Origin of the sequence: Pseudobythopirellula maris, assembly GCF_007859945.1 — a bacterium.
Taxonomy (GTDB): Bacteria; Planctomycetota; Planctomycetia; order Pirellulales; family Lacipirellulaceae; genus Pseudobythopirellula; species Pseudobythopirellula maris.
Map to the genome: position 1 here is coordinate 596331 of NZ_SJPQ01000003.1, position 25877 is coordinate 622207.

23 protein-coding genes are annotated in these 25877 nt (G+C 64.9%); 13 read left to right on the forward strand and 10 right to left on the reverse strand.

Annotated elements, in window-relative coordinates; all coding sequences use genetic code 11:
* Positions 1–19 precede the first annotated feature (19 nt).
* The 3 genes from Mal64_RS15130 (at position 20) to Mal64_RS15140 (ending at position 4075) form a co-directional block, all read left to right on the forward strand.
* Entirely contained in the window at positions 20–817 is a 798-nt protein-coding gene (locus Mal64_RS15130) for a PEP-CTERM sorting domain-containing protein (protein WP_146401735.1), read from the forward strand.
* Between the two features lie 176 nt (positions 818–993).
* On the forward strand, positions 994–2166 hold the full coding sequence (locus Mal64_RS15135) for a DUF1559 family PulG-like putative transporter (RefSeq protein ID WP_197525830.1): 1173 nt from the start codon (positions 994–996) through the stop codon (positions 2164–2166).
* A 91-nt stretch (positions 2167–2257) separates the two neighbouring features.
* Positions 2258–4075, forward strand: coding sequence for a hypothetical protein (locus tag Mal64_RS15140; protein WP_146401739.1), 1818 nt, complete (start codon positions 2258–2260; stop codon positions 4073–4075).
* Between the two features lies 1 nt (position 4076).
* Here Mal64_RS15140 and Mal64_RS15145 read toward each other — a convergent pair whose 3' ends face one another.
* From Mal64_RS15145 to Mal64_RS15190, 10 genes are all read right to left on the reverse strand, one after another.
* Positions 4077–5414 (reverse strand): glycosyltransferase family 4 protein, encoded by a 1338-nt coding sequence (locus tag Mal64_RS15145; RefSeq protein WP_146401741.1) that lies wholly within the window; start codon positions 5412–5414, stop codon positions 4077–4079.
* Positions 5407–6522, reverse strand: a complete 1116-nt coding sequence (locus Mal64_RS15150; RefSeq protein ID WP_146401743.1) for an NAD-dependent epimerase/dehydratase family protein — start codon at positions 6520–6522, stop codon at positions 5407–5409. The genes Mal64_RS15145 and Mal64_RS15150 overlap by 8 nt, the downstream gene beginning before the upstream one ends.
* Complete coding sequence (locus tag Mal64_RS15155; protein WP_146401745.1) at positions 6507–7565, reverse strand: Gfo/Idh/MocA family protein; 1059 nt, start codon at positions 7563–7565, stop codon at positions 6507–6509. The genes Mal64_RS15150 and Mal64_RS15155 overlap by 16 nt, the downstream gene beginning before the upstream one ends.
* Before the next feature lie 221 nt (positions 7566–7786).
* Positions 7787–8641 carry a WecB/TagA/CpsF family glycosyltransferase gene (locus Mal64_RS15160; protein WP_146401747.1) on the reverse strand — a complete coding sequence of 285 codons (855 nt, stop codon included), beginning with the start codon at positions 8639–8641 and terminating at the stop codon, positions 7787–7789.
* Positions 8642–8717: 76 nt separating this feature from the next.
* Complete coding sequence (locus Mal64_RS15165; protein WP_197525796.1) at positions 8718–9638, reverse strand: sugar transferase; 921 nt, start codon at positions 9636–9638, stop codon at positions 8718–8720.
* 529 nt (positions 9639–10167) lie between these two features.
* A complete protein-coding gene (locus tag Mal64_RS15170) occupies positions 10168–11427 on the reverse strand; it encodes a glycosyltransferase family 4 protein (RefSeq protein WP_146401751.1) in 1260 nt (419 codons plus the stop codon).
* An 88-nt stretch (positions 11428–11515) separates the two neighbouring features.
* Positions 11516–12379: a glycosyltransferase family 2 protein gene (locus Mal64_RS15175; RefSeq protein WP_146401753.1), complete on the reverse strand. Its 864-nt coding sequence runs from the start codon at positions 12377–12379 to the stop codon at positions 11516–11518.
* Positions 12376–13461, reverse strand: coding sequence for a polysaccharide pyruvyl transferase family protein (locus tag Mal64_RS15180; protein ID WP_146401755.1), 1086 nt, complete (start codon positions 13459–13461; stop codon positions 12376–12378). Before Mal64_RS15180 ends, Mal64_RS15175 begins: the two co-directional genes overlap by 4 nt.
* Positions 13458–14867, reverse strand: a complete 1410-nt coding sequence (locus Mal64_RS15185; RefSeq protein ID WP_197525797.1) for an oligosaccharide flippase family protein — start codon at positions 14865–14867, stop codon at positions 13458–13460. Before Mal64_RS15185 ends, Mal64_RS15180 begins: the two co-directional genes overlap by 4 nt.
* Positions 14868–15241: 374 nt before the next feature.
* Complete coding sequence (locus tag Mal64_RS15190; RefSeq protein ID WP_197525798.1) at positions 15242–16525, reverse strand: hypothetical protein; 1284 nt, start codon at positions 16523–16525, stop codon at positions 15242–15244.
* 851 nt (positions 16526–17376) lie between these two features.
* Here Mal64_RS15190 and Mal64_RS15195 point away from each other — a divergent pair.
* The 10 genes from Mal64_RS15195 to Mal64_RS15240 all read left to right on the forward strand — a co-directional run bounded on the left by Mal64_RS15195 (position 17377) and on the right by Mal64_RS15240 (position 25868).
* Positions 17377–18069, forward strand: coding sequence for a collagen-binding domain-containing protein (locus Mal64_RS15195; RefSeq protein WP_146401761.1), 693 nt, complete (start codon positions 17377–17379; stop codon positions 18067–18069).
* Between the two features lie 282 nt (positions 18070–18351).
* A complete protein-coding gene (locus Mal64_RS15200; protein ID WP_146401763.1) occupies positions 18352–19086 on the forward strand; it encodes a hypothetical protein in 735 nt (244 codons plus the stop codon).
* Between the two features lie 203 nt (positions 19087–19289).
* Positions 19290–19535, forward strand: a complete 246-nt coding sequence (locus Mal64_RS15205; protein WP_146401765.1) for a GNAT family N-acetyltransferase — start codon at positions 19290–19292, stop codon at positions 19533–19535.
* 202 nt (positions 19536–19737) lie between these two features.
* Positions 19738–21708, forward strand: coding sequence for a helicase HerA domain-containing protein (locus Mal64_RS15210; RefSeq protein WP_146401767.1), 1971 nt, complete (start codon positions 19738–19740; stop codon positions 21706–21708).
* Between the two features lie 199 nt (positions 21709–21907).
* Positions 21908–22501, forward strand: a complete 594-nt coding sequence (locus tag Mal64_RS15215) for a hypothetical protein (RefSeq protein ID WP_146401769.1) — start codon at positions 21908–21910, stop codon at positions 22499–22501.
* A gap of 126 nt (positions 22502–22627) precedes the next feature.
* The gene (locus Mal64_RS15220; RefSeq protein ID WP_146401771.1) at positions 22628–23098 is read left to right on the forward strand and encodes a hypothetical protein; all 471 of its coding nucleotides are present in this window, start codon (positions 22628–22630) and stop codon (positions 23096–23098) included.
* Positions 23099–23211: 113 nt separating this feature from the next.
* Complete coding sequence (locus Mal64_RS15225; protein WP_146401773.1) at positions 23212–23907, forward strand: zinc metallopeptidase; 696 nt, start codon at positions 23212–23214, stop codon at positions 23905–23907.
* Positions 23908–24170: 263 nt separating this feature from the next.
* On the forward strand, positions 24171–24725 hold the full coding sequence (locus Mal64_RS15230) for a hypothetical protein (RefSeq protein ID WP_146401775.1): 555 nt from the start codon (positions 24171–24173) through the stop codon (positions 24723–24725).
* A gap of 24 nt (positions 24726–24749) precedes the next feature.
* Positions 24750–24953 (forward strand): sulfur carrier protein ThiS, encoded by a 204-nt coding sequence (gene thiS, locus Mal64_RS15235; protein ID WP_197525800.1) that lies wholly within the window; start codon positions 24750–24752, stop codon positions 24951–24953.
* A gap of 66 nt (positions 24954–25019) precedes the next feature.
* Positions 25020–25868 carry a thiazole synthase gene (locus tag Mal64_RS15240; RefSeq protein WP_197525801.1) on the forward strand — a complete coding sequence of 283 codons (849 nt, stop codon included), beginning with the start codon at positions 25020–25022 and terminating at the stop codon, positions 25866–25868.
* Positions 25869–25877 lie beyond the last annotated feature (9 nt).

Sequence of the window (25877 nt, forward strand, 5' to 3'; positions counted from 1 at the left end):
TCTTGGACAGGAAGATAAAATGGTAAGAAGAATGATCACGGGCATGGCTCTGAAGGCGGCGTTGCTCGCGGCTAGCGTTCAAGGCCTCGCCTCGTTGACCCCCGCGATGGCCGAGAGCTCGATCTACGCCACCGAAGGGCCGATCGGCACGTACTCTTTGTATCTGTCCACCGATGAAGTCTTCAACGGCATGGCCGTGTACGTGACGGCTCTGGACGAGGGCTCCGTGGCGAACGGCGTCAATATCATCCCGCCCAATCCGAGTTTTGGCGGCGCGAAATACATTTCGCAGACCACGCCGTCCTTCAGCTTCCTGACCCCCCTCGGGATGTCCTCGACCGATGGCGTTTTCGAGCCCGATCCGAACGGCGACATCGGTCTGTCCTACGCCACGGGCACCCCGGGCACCACCTACTCGGGCCTGTCGGACCAGCCCTACCTGCGGTTCGATCTGCTCAGCGGCGATGCCGAGGTCCGTTTCCGTGTCCTCGACGTCGGCATCGACCTGTACGACATGACGTTCAGCCTCTCGTCGATCGTCGAGGGGGGGACCCCCGTCACTGGCGACTACGACGGCAACGGCCTTGTCGAGACCGCCGACTATGACAAGTGGGTGCTCGACTTCGGCAACAGCGTCACCGTGGGCTCCGGCGCCGACGGCAACTCGAACGGCGTGATCGACGCCGCCGACTTCACGGTCTGGCGTGACAACTACGCTCCGCTCGCCTCGGCCGGCAGCGCGGTCCCCGAGCCGGCCTCGCTGGGGCTCACGCTCGTCGCGCTGGCGGGCGCCTGCGCTCGCTTCCGCAAGCAGTAAGCCCGCGGGTGAATGAAAGTACGAGCGGGCGTTCACGCCAACGCGGCGTGAACGCCCGTTTTCTTGACCGATCCGACCCCTCCAACCGTTCGCCCCGATTCGTGCTACGCCGCGTTGCCTCGCACGCCGCGGGCCTAGCGTCGTCGCACGTCATCGGCGAGCGTCAGAAAAAAAGCATGCGTCCATCGAGTCCGCGTCTCGCTTTCACTTTGGTCGAACTGCTGGTCGTCATCGCGATCATTGGCATCCTCGTGGCGTTGCTGCTGCCGGCGGTTCAGTCGGCGCGAGAATCGGCTCGCCGCACACAGTGCGTTAGCCGAATGCGACAGATGCAGCTTGCTTGCGCCAATTACGAGTCGGCGAGACGATACTTTCCGGCTGGAAGGCTCTTCCCCGATTACACTCGCAACGGCCAGCCATACGGCAATAGCGCTACTTCCTACACCATCCGCCCAGGCGGACAACAAACGATTGGCGGCATCTCGGTTCACCTACGGGTGCTCAACGAACTCGAGAATGGCCCGCTGGCCGATGCGATTGATTCGATCGAACCTTTCGGCTACCGAGTGAATCGCTTTCCCCAACTATTCGCAATCTTGCAAGCGACCGGTGGGTTCTTTCTCTGCCCCACCGACCCGACGGCGAATGGGCCGGTGCTGAGCGAAAACAACTACCGCTACAACTTTGGTGGCGACACCCCCTACGCCGGAACTTGCAGTCCCACCGATACGGTTACCAACGAGAGCGGTGAGGACCCTCTTGGCCGCTCTTGCGGAGGGAACGGGGCGTTCACGATCGGTTTTAAGGGCCTCAAGCACGGCCGGTTCACCGACGGTGTTTCAAAGACCGCCTTCTGGTCGGAACGCTTCCGGGGCAGTGGCAACGAAGAGAACGCCGGCGATCCGCAAGTCGACTACGCTCGCGGCCCGATTCCGCAGTCCAGTGGGGGATCTTACTCTACCCCCGGCGGCTCTGTAGGAGGACTGACCGCGGACGAGGTGCTAGAGTTCTGCCGCACGCAAGCCGCGACTGCTGCCAGCTGGTTCACGACGATGGGCCGTGAGGTGAAACTCCAGCAGAATAGCGACCTCTATTCCAATGGCTGGCCGTTCGGAATGTACATCGCAACGCAGTACAACCACGTTGCTCCTCCCAACGCCCCCTTCCCCGATTGCGGTCAATTCAACATACCCGACAGGCCGTTTGAGCCAGGCGTCGTATCCGCCAGGAGCTGGCATCCGGGCGTCGTCAACGTGGTGTTTGGCGATGGGCACCATCAAGCGATTACGGACAATATCGATTTACAGGTCTGGCGGGCCATGGGCACTCGCAACGGAGAAGACCAGTAAACAGCTCGAACCCCGATCGATCGCTCGCGGCGTTCCCCATGACGCGGCGTATGGAAGGCGTGGGGCAAACTTTTTCAGGAGAGGAGAGCGGTTGAAAACCAAACTAGCGTTAGGCGGTCTCGCGGTTCTGGTTTGCGTGCTGCTCGCGGGGCTCTCGCCGACCGCGGCGTCGGACCTTCGGTTGCCCGCCGGCGGGGTGAACCTGGCCCCGTACCGCTATTGGACGGGCGCGTACCCCTTTGTCGACACCGCCAAGATGGGCTCTGCGTGGATCTCGACGACCGCCGGCTCGAACGTCTGGAACGACGGCAGGGCGGTCCCGCTCGGGGCGTACGGCTACCCCAGCCAACTGGCGGCGGACCAGGTCGCCCGCAGCCTGGTTTTCACGCACAACGGACGGCATTACCCGCTGGGCGCCTACCGGCTCCGTTGGTCGGGTGACGGCGAGGTCGAGCTCAGCGGCAGCGGCGCGGCGCTGCTCTCGTCGGACCCCATCGCACAAACGGCCACGTACGATGTGACGCAAACCAACTCGAACGGGTTGTTCCTCGATATCCGTCGCACCAATCCCGCCGACCCGGTGCGCGACATCAGCCTGCTGGCGCCGGAGCCGAACCCCTCTGGAAGTACGATCAACGCGCGATACGCCGCCGACTTGCGCAGCTACGGCGTGCTCCGCATGATGGATTGGAACGGCGTGAACAACAGCACGCAATCAGACTGGTCGCATAGAACTCACCGCGACGACGCGCACTGGGGCACAAGCAACGGTGTGCCCTACGAGGCCCAGATCGAGGTGTGCAACGCCATGGGGCAAGACCTGTGGCTCAACGTGCCGCACGCCGCGAGCGACGCCTACGTCGAAGAGCTCGCCGCGTTGGTTGATGAGCAGTTGGCGACGGGCTTGCGTGTGTGGGTCGAGTATTCCAACGAGGTTTGGAACGCCACCTTCGACCAACACGCCTACGCCCGTGACGTTCTTCGGGCTCGCTTCGACGTCGACTCAACGCCAACGGCGTACGGCCGTCGCAGCGCCGAAATCTTTGAATTGTTCGCCGACGAGATCGACGAGCAAGACCGCCTGGTGCGTGTGCTGGGCGGGCAAACGGGCAACCCCTGGGTGCTCGAGAAGGCGATCGAGGGCGCCACGGTCGGCGGGGTGTTGCAGGCCGACGCCGCCGCGGTCACGGCCTACTTCGGCGCCGACCGCGACGCGCTCTACGCCAGCTATCTGGCGGGAGAAGCGGACGTCGAGAGCGCCGCACGGCTTCTCAAGGACGGCGTCGACGCCAACTCGCCGAAGTGGCGAGCCAACCACGATCTGGCCGAAGCGGCCGGCTTGCCTCTGATCGCTTACGAAGCGGGTCAGCACCTGCTGGCCGCCCCCGGCGACCAGCACAACGACGCCGGCTACGTGGCGTTTCTGCAAGAAGTGAACCGCGACCCGGTGATGGGCGAGCTGTACGAGTACATGCACCAACGATGGAAGCAAGAAGGCGGGCAGACCATCGTTTTCTTCAACGACTACGGCAAGTGGGACAAATGGGGCTCGTGGGGCCTGAAAGAAAACGTCGACGACGTCGACTCGCCCAAGCACCTCGCGGTGCAGGCGATCCTGGCCTGGGAGGCGGCGAGCGGGGGAGACCTCAACAACGACGGCAGCATCGGGCTGCCCGACCTCGACCTGCTGCACGCGGGATACGGCACGGTCTACGGGCTGCACGAGTTCAGTTTGATCTCACACCACTTTGGCTTGAGCCAACCGATAGTCGATTTCCCCTGGGGGCAAGCGGCTACGAGTGTCCCGGAACCACGAGCGATCGCCACCGCCGGCGGCATGGTTGGCGTGGCGTTGGGAGCTCGCCGACGCAGGGGCCGGTCGCTACGCCACGACACTCGCGCGATTTGAGCTACGACCGCTCGCAGGTGGCCATCGCGGGTTGCTCGTAAGACGCGTTGCCGTGAGGCCCGGGGCGGTCGGGCCCTGGATGGTCGGGCATCGGTCGGTCGGGACGCGGCGCCCGCCCCGCCGCCTCGAGGAACAGCTCCAAGAGCCGCTCGGCCTGGCGGTCGGGATGGTGCAATCGCAAGACGCGTCCCCTGCCTTCGAGCCCCATCTCGCGACGCCTTTCAGGGGGGGTGCGAAGCGCCCGACGCATCGCCCCGGCGAAGAGCTGAGGCGATCCCGCCGGGGCGAGCCAGCCGTTCACGCCGTCTTCGACGAGTTCGGGAACTCCGGCGATGGCGGTTGTCACGACCGGCCGCGCCATTGCTAAGGCCTCCATGAGGACCACCGGCAGCCCCTCGGCAAAGCTAGGGATGACGAAGGCGTCGGCCGCGGCGAGCGCGTCGCGCACCTCGGACGACGAGCGCCAGCCATCGAGCACCACGCAATCGCCGAGGCCGAGCCGCTTAATCTCCCGTTCGATGTGGGGACGTATCGGCCCGTCGCCAATCAACCGCAGCCGGAACCTCTCGTCCGTCGCCCACAGCTCGGCGGCCGCTTGGACCAGCAAGACCTGGCCCTTCTCACCGCAAAGCCGGCCGACGCTGACCAGCTCGGGCGTGCCGCTCGGTTCGGGGGCGGGGGGCGGCTCTTCGAGGAACTCCTTCTGCACCGAGCAGCGGACCAATCGCAGCTTCTCCCACGCCTGCTGCGGCGAGAAGATCATGCATTGGCTCGTGCAGAAGTGCGAGATGCAAACCGTCATCGCCGAAGCGGTAATCTTCTCGGCGAGCCGCCACTTCTCTGGGGCGAAGAAGATGTACGGGCCGTGGACCGTCATGCTGAAGCCGATGCCGGCCAGCTCGGCGGCGAGCATGGCGACATTCGCCGAGTTCTCGGCGAGGTGGTTGTGCAGGTGCTCGATCCGCAGCTGGCGAAGGCGACCTGCCAGCCAAGCGGCCTCGGCGAGATAGACGCCCTGCTTGAGCAGCGCCGCTACGCCCGGCGCGCGAGTCCGCCAGGCGGTCCTCGCCCCGCGGAGCATGCGGCCGGGGCGGCGCACCGCGAGTCCCAACGCAGCCGCGAGCAGTGTGAGCGGGCTCCGCTGCAGCACGTACTCTGTTTGGCGGCGGTGCGACTCGACGGCCGCGTCGGCGAACGGCGGCTCGGGCGGCTTGCGGATCGAGAACGTTTGGACCTCGCACCCCAATTCTCGCAGGCCGTCGACTTCGTTGCGGATGAACGTGTCGCTGGGCCGGCCGTAAGCGCTCGTCAGGTAAGCCAGGCGGAGCGGCTCAGGCATGCGCGGCCTCCGACAACTCGGCGCTTCGGCGTGCAATGGCGGGAGCCGAACGCTCCGAGGGTGTTCTCTCTGCAGGGGCTTTGCGCTCGGCAACGGGAGCCTCCACCGACGCCACGTCGACGTTATTCTCTGCGTCCTTCGCCACACAGCGATCCCAAGCCTCGGCGAACCCCCAACGCGGCGCCCATCCGAGCGTTTCTTTCAGGCGGTCGTTTGGAAATCGGTGCGGCGCGAAACGTGCGCGAGATCGCAAGGGCATCAGCACGCCCGGCAGCTTGCCGCCGCTCGGGAAGAGCGAGCGGCTGACTAAGGTCGCCGCGAGCCCCATGGCCATCACCGCGGCGTAAGGCGCGGGGACCCCAAGCTTCTTGATTCCGAGCCGGCGGCGCAACTCCGCGGCGTACCGCCACGCCGACACCCGCTCGTCGTCGATCACGTTGAGTGTGGCGCCAACGGCGTCGTCCCGGTCGAGGGCGAGAGCGAAGGCGTCGGCGCAATTCTCCACGTAAGTGATGGGCGTCTCACGCAGCGGGCCAAAGATCACGTCCAAGGGGCCCAACTCTTGGCCGATGCACGCGAGGCGCTCTTTGCCAGCGCCCCAGATGAACCCGGGCCGCAAGACCGTCAGCCGGGCGTCGTTCGCTTCGGCCCAACGGCGGACGACCCGCTCTTGCCAGGTCTTGGCGATGGCGTAGCCGTCGCGCTGGTAAAGGCGGTCCGATTCGAGCGGCGTCGTCTCGTCGAGGCTTCGCCGTGCGGCGCGCCAGTCGTAAACTGAGAACGAGCTGCAATGCACGAGACGATAGACGCCGGCAGCGGCCATCGCCGCCAGCAGGTTCTCGGTCCCGACCACGGTGTTGTGGAACTGCGTCTCCTCGTCGCCCACGACACACGCCGCCAGGTGGACAACCGCGTCGACGCCTTCCAGGGCGGCGGCGAGAGTGCGAGGGAGACGCAGATCGCCGGCAGCGACTTCGGCGCCTTCGATACGCACAGCGCTGGCGCGCGACGGACGCACCAGGACCACCACGCTGTGGCCCCGGGCGAGGATCGATCGGACCACGTGGCGCCCCAGGAAGCCGGAGCCGCCGGTCACGAGGACACGCATACTTCGCCTCCTGCTTGGGAGAGCTCGGCCACCAAGCGGTTTACGCTGCGGATGTGACTCGGGCTGATGGGGGGCGCCTTGCCCGCTTCAAGACTCTCGTAAGCGCCGGCGATCAATCGCCACAACCCCTCGTAGGCGCCCGGCCCGCCGCTGAGCTTGCGGCTGAGGCTGCGTCCCGCGTTGCGCACTTCTTGCGCGCCGCGCGACAGCGAGCCGCGGATCGGCGACAAGGGGTTGGGGCTCTCGCCGCACTCGGTGACCGTGAGACCTTTTTCGAACAGATTGGCATCCACCACCAACCGGCTGCCGTGAACGCGCAAGCGGAACTCGTCGGGCTGGGCGTAGGCGTCGAACGCCAAGGTCGCCACACACGCCTCGCCGTCGATGGTCGCCACAAGGCTGTCGATCGAGGGCGAGCTGTCGTTGCGGCGCCGGCACGAGACGCCGTCCGCCACGCCGCGGCCGGCGAACGCGTGGGCGAGGTACGCCATGTGGGTGATAAAGTCGCTCACGGCGCCGAGCGGCTCGCCGGTCGCCGGGTGCGGGGCGTCGGCGTCGAGGTAGGGGCTGCCCGGGCCGAACACGCCGAGGTGGAGCCGCACCTCCACACGCCGCAGCTCGCCCATCCGTCCGCTCGCGGCTAGGCGCCGCATCGCTTGCACGTCGTCGTTGAACAGGTAGTTGTAGTCTTCGATCACCCAGCGGCCGGCCTCCTCCGCCTCGTCGAGGATTTGCTCGAGCTCGGTCTCGTCGGTCGCGATCGGTTTCTCGATCAACACGTTGGCCCCGCTGCGCAAGCAATCGGTTCCGATGCGGCAGTGGGTGCGGGCCGGCGTGGTGACGTGCGCCACGTCGGGACGCGTTTGCGCGAGCATCTCGCGGTGGTCGGTGAACCACCCGGAGACGCCGAATCGCTCGCTCGCCGCTTCGGCCTTGGCGGGCGACAGGTCGCAAACGCCAACCACTTCAACGTTGCGACACTTCTGCAGCGCGGCGAGGTGTTGTTTGGCGATGAGGCCGGCGCCGATCACTACGGCTCGCATGCTCGCTCACACGGTGGGGGAGACAGAACGCTAGGCAGGTTTGCAGCGTTTATGGATGGCCGCCCGTTAGCATAGATCGGGACCAAAATCCGCCGCTGAAGCGTGATTATAAACGGCGGCAAGCCTTGCCGAGTTAAGAATTGGTTAGCTTTGAACGCCGCTATCCAGGCGTCGGCTCGCAAGCCGCCCAAGCCCGCTCTTCGCAGGCGGTGCGACGTCGCTCAAATCACACGGGCGCAGGTCGCGTGCGTCTTGATCGCCTCTCGGGCGACAATCCAAGGGAAGCGCAGGCCGTCGTGCAGGTAGCGGCCCGCCAAGCGGCGTGGGTTGGTGGCGATGCGGAACACCCACTCCAGCCGGGCCCGCTGCACCCAACGCGGGGCGCGGGTCTGCTCGCCCGCCAGGAAGTCGATCGTGGCGCCGCCGGCGATTGCGACCCGAGCCTTCAGACGCCGGTGATTGGCTTGCAGCCAGATCTCTTGCTTCGGCGCCCCCAGACCGACCACCAACAGATGCGGTTCGGCGTCGTTGATCATGGCGATCGCCTCGTCCTGCTCTCCGCGGTCCGCGGTGAACGAGAAAGAGGGGCTCAGCGCTCCGACGATCTCTACGCCGGGCCACTGCCGAGAGACGTTCTCGGCAGCGCTCTGGGGAACCCCCGCCCCTCCCCCCAGCAGGAACACTTTCAGCGGGCGGTCGGACAGGCCGCGATCGAACATGGCGGGCGCCAGGTCCGATCCCGCCACACGTTCTGGAAGGCTTTGACCCAGGCGTCGCGAAGCCGCCACGATCGGCCAACCATCGGCAACCACCAGGCTCGCATCGGCGTACGCCTCTCGCAAAGCGGCGTTGCGCTGGAGCTGCACGATGTGGTTCACGTTCGGCGTGACCACGTAACGGCAATGCCCGCCGTCGCCCGCTGAGCACCACCTCGTGAGTTGATCGACCGCCTCGTCGATGCGGACCGCGTCGATCGAGATGCCGAACAGCTCCACCCGCTCGCCGGGCGATGCATCACTAGAAGCGGCGACTTCCGCCACAGCTTCACTGCGCGACGCGTCGAGTGCGATTTCCATTGGTGGTCCGTACTCGGTTGTCATCAAGAAATGGCTTCGCGGCAGGCCAACAATCTATAAGCCAATACCAATAACTTCAGTAAGCGCCTTTGCAGCTCAGCACCGCCGGCACGGTCCGCAGGATGAGCATAAGGTCGAACCAGAGGCTCTGCTTCTGGATGTACTCCAGGTCCATTTCCAACTGCCGCTCGAACGGGAGATTGCTCCGGCCCGAGACCTGCCAGATGCATGTCAGACCCGGTTTGACAGCCAACCGGCGCCAGTCCTCTTCCGAGTAGAGCTCCACCTCGGCGGGCAGCGGCGGCCGCGGTCCGACCAGGCTCATGTCGCCATTGAGAATGTTCAACAGTTGGGGTAACTCGTCGAGGCTGAACTTCCTGAGCCACCAACCCACCGGGGTGATGCGCGGGTCGCGGCGGATCTTGAACGTGCGTGGGTCCGCGTGCTCGTTGTCCGTGGCAAGTTCTGTCTTCATGCGGTCCGCCGACGCCACCATGGTGCGGAACTTGTAGCAGCGGAAGATCATGCCGTCCTTGCCCACGCGGTTGTGGGTGTAGAGCAGCGGGCCATCTCCGAACGCGCGGTTAACCACCCACAGCAACGCCCACAGGGGCGACGAGACAAGCAAGCCGAAGGCGGAGCCAGCGATGTCAATCGCTCGCTTGCCGAAGAACTCGAAGGCCGCGATCACCGACCACGGCTCGCCGGCCGCTTCGGTAGGGGCCGCCTCAGAGTAGTGCACAGCCGGCAAACGGATCGCCGCCGCGCCTGTCTCGCTGGTGAGCAACCGGCGGATCCGCCGCACGCTCTCGGCGCCACTGCTGGACGGCTCGACGCTGTCTTGAAGCGCCACCGCCGCAGCGTCGCAGGGGCTCGGCTTTTGCGAGCAGGCGACGGGGTCTGGCTCGGCGCTGGCGTGCGGCGGCAAGCCGCCTTGCCCCAAGCCTTCGGAAGCCAGGTCATCCGTGTTGGACTTCGCGCGTTCGTAGGTCAGCACCGCGATCCTCGTGTCATCAGGCGGGAAATCTGGGAGGCTGCGGAGGAGAGAACGGGCCAGGTGGGCCCTGGTTCACCGGGCGGGAACCCCGCGTGGGTCAGGGCGATCAATGCCCCTCACTCCTTGCCGGGTTGGTTGCGGATCGTGTGTTCCGACACACGACTTCGCCTCTCCTCACCCCCTTTAAGACCGACCAAGCGGGCTCACTGACAGCACCCTAGGAATCGTTCTTGGATTAGGCAGATTGCCCCTGCCAGTTGCCCTCAAGCCCCTAGAACCAGGAGGAATCGGCGTGCATTCCGCCTACTTGCCTAGCACCGCAAAGCATGAACGAAGTATGAAATCGGGGACGCTGCGGCGTGGCCGCCCCGCCCTGCCCTGCCCTGGTGTGTGAGTCGCCCGGCGCCTGTTTCTTCCCGAAAGCTTGATGTCAGGAATCGCGGCTCAGAAGTCCGCAACAGAAGAAGATGACGCCTGCCGTGGGCGAGGCGCGTGCGAAATCGTGGTGAGCTGCGCAGCTTCCTGGCGCTCAACCGCTGGCCGACTCGACCGACGCAAGGCCTTCGTGACCGGCTTCGACCTTAGCCTGCGGTTCAGCCTCGAGCGGCTTGGTAAGCCGCCGCAGCACAGCGCCGACCGCCGCCGCCCAACTGCGGTCGGTGTCGTAGAAGGGCTCGCGGTAGGCGGGGCACGCGTCGGTCTTGCGGGCGTAGAGTTCGCGGTCGGCCGCCAACCGGGCGATCGCATCGAAGTAGCCCTCCACGTCGTTGCTCTCGACCTCGATCGCGGCCTCACGCACCACCTCGAGCGCCGGGCAAACCTCGGACGTGACGATCGGCCGCAGCGCGAGGATCGCTTCGGCTACCACTTTGTTGAACCCCTCGACCATGCCCGCTTGGGTTGGCGCCAACACGGCGTGGCTGCCGGCGTAGAGCGATTCGAGTCGATCACACGGGCAGTACCCGTGCAGCACGACATCTTCCCTCAAGCCTGCGGCGTCGATTCGTCTGCGGAGTTCTTCCATGGCGCCCCCGTCGCCCGCGACATCGAACACAACGCGACGGTCGATACGCTGGCGGGCCAACTCGGCGAGGGCGACAAGCTCCAATGCCCCCTTGTCCTCCTCGACCCGGCCGACGAAGAGTACGCGAAAAGGCTCGTCATCCCAGTCGGCGGAGCGGGCGCCCGCGAAACACGAGCGGCGGTAGTTGGGCAGGAACGGGGTGATCTGCGGCCGCTTGCCACGGGTCAGCGTGTCGATCTGCTCGGTCACGTCGTGAGAGATCGAAAGCATGGCGTCGCAACCGCGCTGGAAGAAGAGGCGGTCGACCGCGTGCACAACCTTCCACACTCCGCGAGGCCCGACGAGCTTGGGCCACAAAACGCAGTGCTGCGTCATGACGACCCGCACCCCCGCCAGGCGAAGCAACCAGAACGGCGCCAGGTGCGAACCTGTCATCAGCACCGCCACGTCGGCGCGTCGGCGGATCGCGGTCCAAGCCAGCGACAGATTGAACAGATACCGGCCGAGGTGGAACAACCCGCCGGAGCGATGCTGAAACGGGATCGGCCGGTGTTCGATCTCAAACTCCGCCTCGCGCAGCTTGTCGATGCGTGAGCAGTACGAGACCACCATCCCCTCGTAGCCGTGTTGGCGGCAGACGTCGTAAAACTGGTGCGAGTAGGCGACCGAAACCTGGGAAGGATCGTCGCGGCCTGCGCGCCAATGCTTGTAGGTGCCGATCACATCGCCCGGACCCGCCATGTAAAAAACACACGGCCGCCTCATCGGACCGCTCCTTCCGACGCGAGCTTCGCGACTGTTCCGCGCCGGCTGCCGGCGTCATGCGGGCTCGAAGAAAATGTTTGCAAGCGTATCACCACTTCCTCGTCATGCGGAGGAGCTTACGCTCGATCCTCGCCCTCAAACCGGTGCGGTCGTCGAGACGACGGCGGCGCTCAAGCCGACGCATCTGAGCCTCGTACGGCGTGCGCAAACGGAAGCTGGCGTCGCCGGCGATCCACTCGCCAAAGCGTTTCTCGTCGCCGAGCTCCAGGCAGCGTGCGGTCAGCGACGATTGCCCCATGGCGCCGTGCTCCCGGTGGAAGTGGGGCGATCGGGGGTCGTCCATGTTGTGGGCAAACTGCGGCGGGAGCGGCACGCCACTCACGTACCCGTCGAGGGACATCTGGATGCGGTCGACCGGCAAGCCGTGGCCCCGCGCCTCGGTATAGGTGTACCTCTCGAGGGTATCTCGCTGGGCAAGGAAAGAGTGCCCCGCGATCGAGGTCATCCTGAGTACCGCGTTGCCAGCCACCTCGACGCTGTTCTGATCGGCTGCGGACGCGTCCCAGTCCTCCGGCATGAAGATCCAACAGCCGAGCATGCCGGCACGGTCGTCTTCTCGGAGGAGCGGAGTGAACTGCTGAGTCCAACCGGCGGGCAACAAGACGTCGTCGTCGATCTTGCCCAGCACGTCGCCGCTTGACGCTTCGAGAAACCACCGCCAAGGCTCGAACTGCCCGACATTCTCGTGGTGGAGATGACGCTCCACGATGCGTGGGTCCTGCAGCCCCGTAATCAGATCGCGGACACCATCGCGTGAGTCGTTGTCCCACAGGTAGAGCCGGAAGTCTGAAGGGTCTTCCAGCAGCCGTGCGATCGTTGGGGCCGCGTAGGCGTGGCGGTTCCAAGTGATCAGCAGGAGCGACGGTGGGTCTGTCAGCGGCTGGTTGCTCATCGCGCCACCCCTTCGCACACGGGGCGAGTTTCGGCGACACGATCGATCGCCTTGTGCATCTCGTCGAAGTGCCCTTTGGCCTGTTCGATCGCAACGTAGGCGCCCCTGGGCTTCAGGCTCGGCTTGAGACGCTGAGGCGCGGCGGCGTGGGCCGCAAGCTTAGTCAGCACCGCGGCGACATCGCGTCCGCGACAGCCGTAGTAACAGGACGAAGCCCCCAACGCCTGGAAGAACGACTGCACTTTGGGGCCGCCGCCGAAGCCAATGAATGGCGTCCCCATCGACAACGCAGAAACCCCTAAGTGGAGCTTAAAAGAAACGATGGCCGACATCGTGGCCACCTCTTCAAGAAAACCACGGACCGATTCGAACTGCACCTTGCGTGCGCCCATACCTACCAGCGGCTCGACCAACTCGTGGCCGTGCGTTGCGGGGTAGTCCGGGTGGGCCGTTTGCAAGCAGGCGACATCGAAGGCGCCGGTCGTGCGGGCGACGTCCAGCAGCGTTTTGGCCAGCATCCGCCCTCTTCCCCACGGAGGCACGTTGATCCCGATCGTGGCTCTCCCTGTCGGGCGTCGCTCGATCCCCAGGCTGCTGCCGGCCCTCAGCACAATATCGGGATAGTACCGCAAGCCCCGAGACTCGAGCAGGCGATCTTCCATCCGGGTGCGAATCGTGCCTCCCAGCAAGTGCGGGCTCTCGAGCAAAGCGCGTCGACCCGGCATCGAGTCCCAGTCGATGGCGCCGACGCCATCGGCGCCAACCGATGTCAGCCAAAGCGGTACGTTGTGTCGGGCCGCCGCTCCCGCCAGCTCGCCTGCCGATGTTTCGCACGCGGCGCCATTGATTAGCAATCCGCCGCCGCCGACTACGCAAAGGTCCGCTCCGTGCAGCAGCTCATTGAGCGACCGTGTTGTAGCGACGCCGCCGGCCTCTTGGGCCAAACGTGATTCGGCAAAAAGTGTGACCCGGTGGCCGTGGTCGCGAAGCGCGCCAGCCACCATCAACGCCATCAAGTCGTCGCCGTAATTGCCGGCTTGGTACCAGCCCCACAGGGCGATGTTGAGCGAGCGAGGGCTCATCCGATAGCCATTGCGTTGAGTGAAACGATTAATGAAACCAGCAGCACGCCACCCAAGGCCCAGGTCTCTTTGCGGCGGTCGAGCCTCCCCACCGCGGAGTCGATCATCCAGCCCTGCACCAAGTAGCTGCACGCCGAGCCGATCGTGACCCCAACACAGAAACCCTCGATACCGCATCTCGCGGCGATCAGTGGCGCCGCGACTGCGGTGACCACGGCGCGTGTCAGGTTCACGACAGCCACTGATTTCGAGTTCCCGACCGAGAGCAGAATGCCGCCTCGTGAAGACTGGAGCACCTCGAAGCAAGCGGCGAACGCCAGGATGCGTAGGATATCGGCGGTCTCGTAGTACCGGGGGTCGTACAGCAAGCGGATGAGGGGATCGGCCAACAACGCTAGCAAGAGAGGCGCCGCCAGGAGCAAAGTGATCAAGACCGAGAACTTGCCGTAGGTGTCCGCCAACTCACCGCCACGATCACGCGCCATCACGTAGGCGGGGAACATCACCCGCTGGCCGATCGACGACACGAGCGAGCTAACAGCGTCCGTGAAGAGCCGTGCCATCGCGTAGAACGCCAAGGCCTCCATGCCACAAACGCTAGGGACCATCAACCGGTCGAGAAAGCGGGCGAGAAAGAAGAAAGCGGTCGCGACGAAAATCCATCTCCCAAAGCCAACCAGCTCGGATACGGACTGACGATGCCAGCAAAAAGCATCCTGCTTCCCAGGCAGCCAGATGCTGGAGAGCAGCACGACCGCGAGAGCGTTGACCACACCACCAGCCACCAACGCCCATGTCGATCTCCACAGCCACGCGAGCGTGACGAGACAGATGATCGACAAGAGCTGCGCCGTCAAATCGACCGCTGTGATCCTGACCATCGATAGTTGCCGATTGGCGACATAGTACTTCGTCGGCTTGAACCCCGAGGCGAGCGGCGCCAGTCCCAGCACGGGCAGGAAGTAGGCTAGTTGCGGATCCCGGTAGAACCACGCCACCGGGTAGGCGATCAGGCAAGCGATCCCCCACAACCCAACGCCGCGTATCACCTGCAACGTCCAAGCCGTGCAGCGGAACTCGAGGCTATAAATCTTCTTGCTATGAATCAGCGAAGCGCCCACTCCCAGATCCGAAAACATCTGGAGCCCCTGCACAAACACCGACAGCAATGCCATTTGTGCGAACGCCTCGGGGAACAACAACCGAGTGACGACAAGATTCGAGGCGAGCCTCAACATCTGGCCGAGTCCGTACGACCCGACGATCGTCATCACGCCACGCTTGACCAAAGACCCCATCGGGTCGTGGGCAGGAGCGCTCGCGGCCTTCCCGGCGTTCTCTTCAGAGGCCGTCGCAGCGACACTCTCTCGCAGGGGCGCATCGGCGGGCTGAGCGATGAGACTCATTTTCGCGTTCTGGGGAGCCCGTGGATGCGAGGCGCCGCTGTTAGCGCGCCGCGTTGGATAGGTACGCCGTGCAACGCTCTTTTTCTGGCGAAGGGTGCAGTCGTGCCCCGCACTCCCAAGCAACATAGTTTACGGCTGCGTTGGATGTGGGAGCAGTCTTCCACAACGCTGCACCGTTTTCGCTCTGCGAGTGGAAGGGATGGGATCAGCACCGGGCGGCGCTAGTTGCGAGGAGCGTCTCGCAGCCCTTCTTGGAGCCGAGAGAGTAAGACGGGGCCAGCAGAGCGTCAAGCATCGCGATGGCCCAAGTTGCGAATCACCCACAAGTTTCATAATTCCTTCGCCGTGAAGTCACTTTTGTCTTCACCCAAAAATCACACGGCCACGGGCTCGCCGTGCGGCGGGGTGGGCGTGGCGACCTGCGGCAGCACGACCCGCTGCCCGCGGGGGGCGGGTTTCCAAGCCAGGGCATAGCTAATCAGCCCGCCGATGGCGAGCTCGTAGATCGGCTGCAACATGTTGTTCATCAGGTTGTCGAGCCCGTAGAGCATCACCAGCGTAGCCAAAGCCACTGCGGCGACGTTCTGTTCGAGCATCCACTGGCGCAGGGGGACTTTGGAGAACAGCAGCCAGGGTCCGATCGCGAGTGTTGCCAGGAAGGCCGTGACGCCAAAAACGCCCTTGGTGCTAATGTGAATCGTCCAGGCGCCGTCAATTACCTTCACGATCAACTCCCCTTCCTCGTCGCGAGGCCAACCACGCATCCATCCCCCCCATCCGAACAGCGGACGGATCATTGAATGGCGGCCGAAAAGCTCTTCCTGTCTAAGCCGCTGCCCAAGTGAAGCCGCCCGGTCGGCGTCTACCAACGCCACCGTAGTCGTAATCGTTTCGGCGGGCAGCACTTCGGCGGCCCGCGTGGCGATGTAGAGCGCCGGGGTCACAAGCAGCAAGAGCATCGGCAGCTTGGTGCGCAGCAGTTTCAGGCTGTAGTAGCTCACGACGCCAAGCAGCAACACGATCAGCCCGCTGCCCGACTTGCAGACGAACGTCATGAACATGAGGGTCGGTGCGCACACCGCCATCGGCAAGCCGAATACGCGACCTCGGCTGCCGGACCTCCAAAACCAAAAGGCGATAAACGCCGCGGCGGCCATCCAGACGGCTAGCGCCAGACCGGTTTGCATAAAAACCTGCGGTCGCCATCCCCCGTATCGTGCGGCGTGCATGAAAGAAGAAGCCTGGAACCCATACAATCGGAGGTTCAAGACAGGCCCGATCTTCGTTTCCAACAGGGCTAGCGGAGCGTAGACCATGGCGCCGTAGACCACGCTCAAGGCGAGCTCGCGGAGACTATCGCTCGCGCCGAAGTAGATCCTCCCCAATAAGATCGGCGCCCCCCACGACATGAACTGCGCCCACGATTCGGCCAAGCCGTCATACAACCCTAAATTGTTCGACAAGGAGCTGGCGATCGGACAGAGCACCCACGCGATCCAGCAGGCGTCAGGCCAACGCGGACGAAAGCTCAGCAGCCGCCCTGAGTCGTAGATCAGAACGGCCAACAGCGTGCCTAACGAAGTGGCCGGCAGCTTGCCATAATCCGGCAGACCGGGGAGTTTCAAGAAGATGTGCGGCAGGAACAGCCAGCCGACCACAAAGGCGATCAGGATCGCCCGCCTTGGCTTGCAGGTCGCGAAAACGCCAACCACGATTGCCGGCCAGGCGATCAGGATGACGCTTGCGAACAGAGACATACGGCGCCGAGCGGTGGGGCGGACAAAACCGTTGGGGAGCGGACGAATAATTCGGCGGAGGGTGGCGCAGCCGCCGCTGCGTGCGTCGATGGCGTCTTAGCAACCCGCCTGGGCTTCGCCGCCATGCCGCTTGAGCCGTCAAACTTGCGACGGCGATTAAGACTTCATGGCGATAGACGAAACCAGCAACCGTCTCCACCGTGCCTCTTAAGTAGCGGGTGCATCCAAGACATTCCCTTGTAGTGCGAGAGGGTGAAGAACGGGTGAAGACGTCATGAATACGTCCCACCTCGAGCCATTGCCCGCTCAACGCCGTCCGACGTGAACCCGCCCTTTTTCGCCTAGAACCGGTGCGTTTGCTGTCAGGACACCACCGCTAGTGGACCATAAGATCACAGAAAGAACCGGCTAGTGTCCCACGCACCGCTCGGTGACTACTGCACTGTGATTGCGGCCCCATGCTAACGGTAGCAAGCTGGGCTGCAATGAATCCAACTAGGGGCATGCGAGACTCCACCCTTCATTGGTCGGATCCATCGTGCTTGCTTTTTTTTTGACTTCTCGAGCTCAGAGTGAGCAGCCACGTCGACCCTCGGCGGCGGTCGTCCCGATACCCCCAGCCACAACGCAGCGACCGTAGATAGTGTTCATTGCCGCCCGACAGGCCACACGACGAATAGCTTCGGTCCTACACGAATTGCCCCACGGCGACTGAGTGGATTCGTCATTCCGGCCTCCAACTCGATCAAGGTTTGAGAACAGAAAGGCAGCGCGGGATCGGCGGCGACATCAACGCCAATATCAATCTCAACCAAGCCGGCAACCACGTCGCCCTCGGCGGCGCGAATCGCGGGGATGTCAACGGCGGCCCGGTGATCGTCGCCGGAACGCCCGACGTTAGCGATTTGATCGCCGAACTCGTCGCCGAGTCGGCGGCCTCCGCAGCGATGGCGGGGAACAGTTCGGCCGACACCCCGCACCAGAACGCCACGATCTTCGACGCCGCTCCCGATTCGGCCGGCGGGCCTTTTTCATCTAAACTTCATCGATTTGTTCGGCAACACCAACGCAGATTCGGGCTCAACGCCCACGGCGTGGAAGAGATCATCATCAACATCGCGGGGGATGGCGAGTTGGACAACAATTATGGCGGCTCGTTCACAAACGCGTCCAATGATTTGATCTCGTCGATCATTCGGATTTTCTACGACGCGACATTGCTCACCTCTAATCGGCTGGTGTGGAGCTCGCTGCTGGCGCCTTGGACCGTGGTGACTCTGAATCAAAACCTCGCAGGCAGCCTCGCGGCTAAATCGCTTGTGCAGCGGGCCGAAGCCTTTTTCCCGACAGCGATGGTCTCTTCTCCCCTGCCGGTCATCCCTGGCCCCTCGATGCTGCTGGTCTTCGCCGGACTCGGGGCGGCGGCGATTTCTAGCAAGAGGTAAGCCTTATCTTGCTCATCCATTTTCCGCGAAATAGCCGCTAAGTACATCTTTCCCGCTGGAAAGCCAAGCACGCCACGGGTCGTCTTGGCCAAACTGCCACTCACGACTTGCCCCCATTCCGCCCCATCCACCAAGAGTCGCCTATTCTTTTTAGAACAATTAAATAACGCTCTTTGTCAGTACGACGCCAACAACGGTCTATGCAGTATCGGGTGGGTTCCCCCTCCTGAGGGAGGGGGCGTACGCTCATCTGCTGTCCTCCAGGCCAGAAAGGCGCCGACAATGTCGATGCTACGAAGCTTGTTTTTGGCGAGCGTAGGGGTTGCCTGCGCCCAGGTTGGCCTGGCGGCGGTATCGGTCCAAGTAACCGGCATGGCCAACGGGTTGGCGCGAGCCGATTTCCTCACGGTCAACGTGGGAGCGAACAACCACTTTTTCGCTCAAAACCTCGACCTCGGTTCACCGGTGGGGTCGCCGTGGCTGCATGAAGATTTATCCATCGACTCCGCGGTCGATCCCTTCGTGAGCCATGGGTTCAGCGTTCAGAACCTAGCGCCCACGCCCACCGTTTTCACTTTCAACACGGTTGTGCCGATCGCCCCAAGCCTTGCGGGCGGGACGCTCGTCGGTGGGTCGATCGCGATCACACTGCTCGACGCGAATTTCGACGGCGTGGCTGGTCTGGCAAGCATGCCTGGCGCGCCGGTCTATAGCGGCGAAATCGACGGCTTCTCCACACTGCCGCTGCTCTCTTCGCCTTTCTCAATGAGCGTTGCGTTCGCCGGCGGTGTCGCCGTGGCGAGTGACTCCGTGGGGTTGCCCGGCCCGACGCACCCAGCCGGGCCGGCGCTCTCGACGATCGGGATCACTCATACCTTTGTACTGAGCCCCGGCGATCGCGCCACGTTCAACAGCTTCTTCGTCATAGAAGCCTCGCCCGCGATCATCCCCGAGCCTGGGATGAGCGTAATGTTCGGGGGTTTACTCGGCTTCGTGTTCACGAATCGGCGTGGATAAAAGTGGTTGCGTAGGGAAGATCTTCGCTCGTGTAGCCCAGGCGTGTTGAGGATGCGGTTAGATAAACCTCCGCCAACGCTCGTCGGCCAGGATGGCAAACGCCACCTGCTTTGTCGCTCTCGATGGGAAGTGTCGGCCTGAGCGATCTTCCGGAGAGCCACGCGTAGAAGCTCTCGCTCTACCCCCCAGGCGCCGGTGCGAGGCTGGGAAGCTTGGCCATCGACCGGAATTACCTGGGCCAGAAACCGGGAAGAGGTCTGCTGGCGGACGCCGTCTGGCGGGTCGCCCAATCTGAGGTCGCCGCGTACGCGATCGTCGTGGACGCCATAGACAACAACGCCGCCCGGTTCTACAAGCACTTCGGCTTCCTCAAGCTCGGGCGGGATCCGAGGACACTGTTCTTGCCGCTGAACACAGCGGTCAAGAAGCTCGGCGGAAAAGTCACTTGAGGCCGCTCGGGCTGAACAGCCCCTCCTCCAAGCGTCTCAAGCGATCATTTTCCGGAACGCTTACTGTTGTATCGGAAATGCCCGCGCAGGCGAGCTTTGGCCGTGCATGGACGTCATTCAAGCCGGTATTTTGTCGCTTCTAGAGGCGTCATCCGCCAAGCGAGCTTGAGCCCCTCTGCCGAGGAGGGGTATCCTCAGCCCCATGCCCGACACCGAGAGCCGCAATCACTTCTACCTCGGCCGTGACCACGACCTGGCCACGGGCGAGACCGCTGCCGAGCCGCTGCTCTACAAGAGCAAGGACCTGACGACGCACGCCGTATGCGTTGGCATGACGGGCAGCGGCAAGACGGGGCTCTGCCTGTCGCTGCTCGAAGAGGCGGCGCTCGACGGCGTGCCGGCCATCTGCATCGATCCGAAGGGCGACTTGGGCAACCTGCTCTTGGGCTTCCCCGGGCTCAGGCCAGAAGACTTCCGGCCGTGGGTCGACGAGAGTGTCGCCAACCGCAAAGGGCTCACGCCCGACGAGTTTGCCGAGCAGACGGCCGACTTGTGGAAGAACGGGCTGGCCGCCTGGGGCGAGGGGCCCGAGCGGATCGAACGCTACAACGACTCGGTCGAGCGGCTGATCTTCACGCCCGGCGCCAGCCACGGCATACCGATGCGGGTGCTCAAGAGCTTCGACGCGCCGCCGGCCGAACTCCGCGCCGATCAAGACGCCTTCCGCCAGCGGGTCTCGTCGAGCGTCACCGGGCTGCTCGCCCTCTTGGGCATCGACGCCGACCCGATCCGCAGCCGTGAGCACATTTTTCTTTCGACGCTGCTCGCCAAATCTTGGGCCGAAGGAGAGGACCTCGACATCGGCGAGCTGATCGGCCAGATCCAGTCGCCGCCGGCGGGAGTGAAGTTCGGGGTGATGGACGCCGACGCCTTCTTCCCCGAAAAGCAACGCGTCAAGCTGGCGATGGACCTGAACAACCTGCTGGCGTCGCCGTCGTTCGCCGGTTGGATGCAGGGCCAACCGCTCGACGTGCAGTCGCTGCTCTACGACCCGGAGGGCAAGCCGCGGCACTCGATCATCTCGATCTCGCACCTCGACGACGCCCAGCGGATGTTCTTCGTCACGATCTTGCTGAACGAGGTGCTCGCCTGGACGCGCACGCAGCCGGGCACGAGCAGCCTGCGGGCGATCCTCTACATGGACGAGGTCTTCGGCTACTTCCCGCCAACGGCCAACCCGCCCAGCAAGGAGCCGATGCTCACGCTCCTGAAGCAAGCGCGAGCTTTCGGCGTCGGCTGCGTGTTGGCGACGCAGAACCCGGTGGACCTCGACTACAAGGGCCTGTCGAACGCCGGCACCTGGTTCCTCGGCCGCTTGCAAACCGAGCGCGACAAGATGCGGGTGATCGAGGGCCTGGAGGGCGCCTCGGCCCAGGCCGGCTCGACGTTCGACAAGCAGCGGATGGAGGCGACGCTGGCCGGCGTCGGGTCGCGTGTGTTCCTGATGAACAACGTGCACGACGACGCCCCGCGGGTCTTCCACACCCGCTGGGCGATGTCGTACCTCTGCGGGCCGCTCTCACGCGGGCAGATCAAGGGGCTGATGGACCCGATCCGGGAGCGGTTCCTGCCGCCGCCGGAGGAAGAGACTGCCGAGCAAGACGAGCCGCAAGCGGAGAGCGACGCTGCGGAGGTTGAAGAAGAGGCGAAGCCGGAGATCCGAGAAGAAGCAAAGCCGATCTCCGAAGCAGCTCAGAAGAAGATCGATGCGGCGAAGGGCGAGGTCGATAAGCGATCGAACGAATTGTTTTGGGGGATCTTGTTCTTACCCGTCGGTGTACTGTTCGACCTCGGGTACCGGCTCATCGATCTCTGGCAGGCCAAGCGGAGTGGCGCCGCTACTAAACGGCGGAAGAGTTCGGTCGCCGCGGCGACCGGCCGCGCGGGGGGCATGATGAAAAAAATCGCGGCCACACACGGCAAGTGGCGGAACGCCAAAACCGATCACCAACTCGCCTGTGGGGCAGCCACGTCTGGGGCTTCCCTTTTGCCGCTGAAATGCTGGCTGGCAATACTCTTCTGGGTGGTCGTTTTCTTGCTGGTCCTGGCGGCGCTGTTCGCGTGGATCGGCGCCGGGGGGCTTGGAACGGTAGCGCCCGATACTTCCCTGTAGGGACCGCCCTCTGTGGCGGTCCGAACCCCGGCGGGCGGGTTTGTCCCGGACAGGCGAACGGACTCCGGCGCCTGGATCGCCACGGAGGGCGTTCCCTACAGCGGCATGGTGACGCCCTTCCGCGGAGCGTAGCTCCGCGGCTGCTGGCCGCTTAGAATGGCGGGCTCTCTCGTTGCGTGAACTCTAGCCAGGACATCCCTTGAATCGCCGATCCCGACGACTGCTGAAACTCTGCCCGGCACTCGCCTTGCTGCTGGCGGCCGCCGGCTGTGGCGGGCCGGGGCCTTCGCGGCTGGTGGGCGAGTGGCGCGGACGGCCCGAAACGGCCGCCGAGCGGCTGGTGCGCGAAGCGCCCGTGGCCGCCGAAGCCGAACGCCTGCTCGCCGAGGCCGAGCCGATCAAGCCGACCGACCTGGAGTCGCTGCCCCTCAGCCTGATGCTCGTCTTTGACGACGGCGGCGGGGTCGTGATGACGATCGACGGCGGCCGCAAGCTCACCGGCGATTGGCGAGTGCTCTCGGTCGAGGGCGACGAGCGCATCGTCGAGATCGAGACCCACGCCGCAACGCCTCCCGCCGAGCAAACTCCCCCCCAGGACTCGTCCCCGGAAGCCCTCCCCGCCATCGGGCCGCCCTCCGGCGGCCCCGAGAAACGCCGGTTCGTTGTCCGCTTCGTCGAACGGCGTGACGAGGCGAAGGACGAAACCGCGTCCGAACGGTTTGTCATGCAGGAGCAAGGCGCCGACGTCGGCTACGGCTGGCTGGCGTTCGAACGCGTTGGCGGCGAGACTTGAGCCGGGGCACGAACGCTGGCGGGGGCGGGCGCTGCTTTTTTTTGGGCCCTCCGGGGGCTTACACCCGCCGGCTCGCCTTGGCTCCTTACTTACTGACCTCCGACCTCTGACCTCCCACCTCTTTATATGTCCGAACGAGAGCGCTGGATCATCTACCCGCTGCTGTTCCTTGCGCTCGGCGCGGCGCTGCGTGACAAGCTGCTGAAGCTCACCCGCAGCCAGCAGATTGTTTGCGAGCAGTTGGTGGTAGTCGACAGCGACGGCATGCCGCAGACCATCTTGGACGGAGACCAGATGCGTGTCGGCACGATCGAGGCGAACGCCTTGCGCGCCGGCACGGTCGACGCCGGGCGGCTCAGCCGTGGCGGCAGGGCGATGGCCGCGCCCAACGGGACGACCATCCCGGTGAACCCGCAGCAGCTCATGCAGATGCTGCAGGGCATGCGGGTTCTGCCGACGGCGCCGCCGGGGGCGGCGGCGATCGAATCGCCCGCCGCTGCCCCGCCCGCCGAGGAAGCGACGGCGGCGGAACCGCTAGCCGAAGAAGCTGTCGGCGAAGGGCCCGCCGTCCAAGAGTCGCCTCCTGCGGGCGAATAAGCTAGCAGACGAGTTGCAGAACCCTGGCTAGCATCCCTGCGTAACAGCATCAGGCCCCCGGTATAGCGCCCTCAAGGCGCCTGTTCCCCCCTGCCCCACCGCGATCGACCGACATGTTTTTCGACCCGATGTATTTCGTGATCATCGCCCCCGCGCTGCTGCTAGCGTTCGTCGCCCAGATGCGTGTGAAGAGCCAATACGCGGCGGCGTCGAAGGTCCCGGCGCGTCTTACTGGCGCCGCCGCTGCGCGGCACCTGCTCGACTCGGCCGGGTTGCAGAGCGTGGCGATCGAGCCGATCCGTGGGCAGCTGACCGACCACTACGACCCGCGGGCGAAGGTGCTGCGGCTGAGCGAGGGTGTTTACGGCGCCCGCAACCTGGCGGCGGTCGGCATCGCCGCCCACGAGGCGGGCCACGCCCTGCAAGACGCCAAGGCGTACGCCCCGCTGGTGATCCGCAACGCCGCCGTCCCGGCCGCCGGCTTCGGCAGCGGCGCAAGCACGACCATGATCATCCTTGGCGCCTTTCTAAGTGTTCGTATGCCGGGCGTTGGCGTGATGCTCATCTGGGGCGGCATCGCCGCATTCTCGGCTTTCGTGTTCTTCCAGCTCGTGAATCTGCCGGTGGAATTCGACGCCAGCAATCGGGCTAAACGGCAGCTGGTGGAATACAACATTGTGCCGGCCAGTGAGATGGGCCCCGTCAACGGCGTGCTGAACGCCGCGGCTTGGACCTACGTGGCCGCCACGCTACAGGCGATCCTCACGCTGCTCTACTTCCTGATGCGTTTCGCCGGCAGCCGCGACTGACGCGGCCCCAGTGACTCGGCGAGAAGCAGGGGTGGTGGGGGCGCACCGCGAAGCGGAAGCCCCCGTGAGGTGGAGACTCGGTTCGGCTGGCTCGGGGGCTTCCCTGGCTGGTGCGCCCCCGCCACCCACTCCTTGCGTCCCCTCACTCCTTGCGTCCGGCGCCCGCCACGCTGGCGGCTCGCCCGCCCACGCGATACGATCGGAGGCTGGGGGAGAAGGCGTCTCCCCGCTTCGGTCACGCGTTGGCAGGAGGATCGTGGGAGATGACAAATAGGAATCAACGGGTCGCTTTTGGAGCGGCGGTGGGATTGGTCGTGGGCGGCTTGGCGGGGGCGCTCGTCACGACGATCTTGCGCGAAACGCCGGCACTCGCCCTGCCCGAGCTGCAGGTCCACGCCACCGCGACCCAAGGCAATGACAACTTCGCGATCGCCACGGGCCTCGTCGACGACGGCGTCGAGGCGCTTTACTCGCTCGACTTCACGACGGGCGACCTGCGGGCGGTGGTCGTCAGCCGCCGCCGGCCGGCCTTCGCCGCCTCGTTCCGCCACAACGTGGCCGCCGACTTGGGGACGGGCGGGGTCAAGAACCCGCAGTACCTGATGGTCACCGGCCAGGTCGACATCTCCCGCGGCAGCGGCGCCTCGCAGGTCGCGGCGAGCGCGGTCTACGTGGTCGAAGCGACCACCGGCCAATGCGCGGCCTACGCCGTGCCGTGGAACTCGGCCCTGCACTCGGCCGGCAAACCGCAGCAGGGCGGCATGATCAAAATCGACCAGGCGTCGCTTCGCCCGGCCCTGATCCGCGACGAACCTTGATAGCGACTCCACAAGACGGGTGACATGATCACGATCGAAGTGAACGGCGAGCGGCGCGACGTGCCCGAAGGGACCACGATCGCCGCGCTGCTGGAGCTGCTGGAGATCCGCACCAAAGGGGTCGCCGTCGAACGCAACCTGGAAGTCGTTTCTCGCACCGAGCATGCGACGACCGAGATCGAGGCGGGCGACCGGCTGGAGGTCGTGACGCTCGTGGGCGGCGGGTGATAGAAGCGTATTCCCTCCCCAGGTGGGGGAGGGAGGTAACACATCGACAATCGTCTATTAATCACCATGCCTGCAATCGAAACCGAAACCACGACCGACGCCCCCTTGCGCATCGGCACGCACACCCTGCGTAGCCGGCTGATCGTCGGCACGGGCAAGTACGCCACGCACGAGCAGATGGCCGACGCCTTGGACCGCTCGGGGACGGACTGCGTCACCGTGGCCGTGCGGCGTGAGCGGCTGATCGACTCGGAGGGTCGCAACCTGCTCGACGCGCTCGACACGTCGCGCTACACGATCCTGCCGAACACGGCCGGCTGCTTCAGCGCGGACGACGCGGTGCGGGTGGCGAAGCTCGGCCGCGAAATCTTGCTGGGTCTCGAAAACCCCGGCGCCGACTGGGTCAAACTCGAATGCCTGGCCGACAAGCGGACGCTGTTGCCCGACCCGATCGAGACGGTCGCCGCGACCGAGAAGCTCGTGGCCGACGGGTTCCAGGTCCTGGTCTACACGAGTGACGACCCGGTCGTCGCCAAGCGGCTCAAGAACGCCGGCGCCACGAGCGTCATGCCGGCCGGCAGCCCGATCGGCTCCGGGCAAGGCGTGCTCAACGCGAACAACATCAAGATCTGCCTGGAGTACCTCAAAGAGGACGACCCGGATTACCCGGTGATCGTCGACGCCGGCGTCGGCGCCGCCAGCGACGTGGCGGCCGCCATGGAACTGGGCGTCGACGGCATACTGCTCAACACGGCGATCGCTCACGCCGCGGACCCGCTGCGGATGGCCCGCGCGATGCGGCGCGCCTGCCAAGCGGGCCGCGACAGCTACCTCTCGGGCCGCATCCCCCGGCGGCTCTACGCCACCGCGTCGAGCCCCGACGAGGGCGTCATCACCTGGCAGCCGAAGGAATGAACCGCCAAG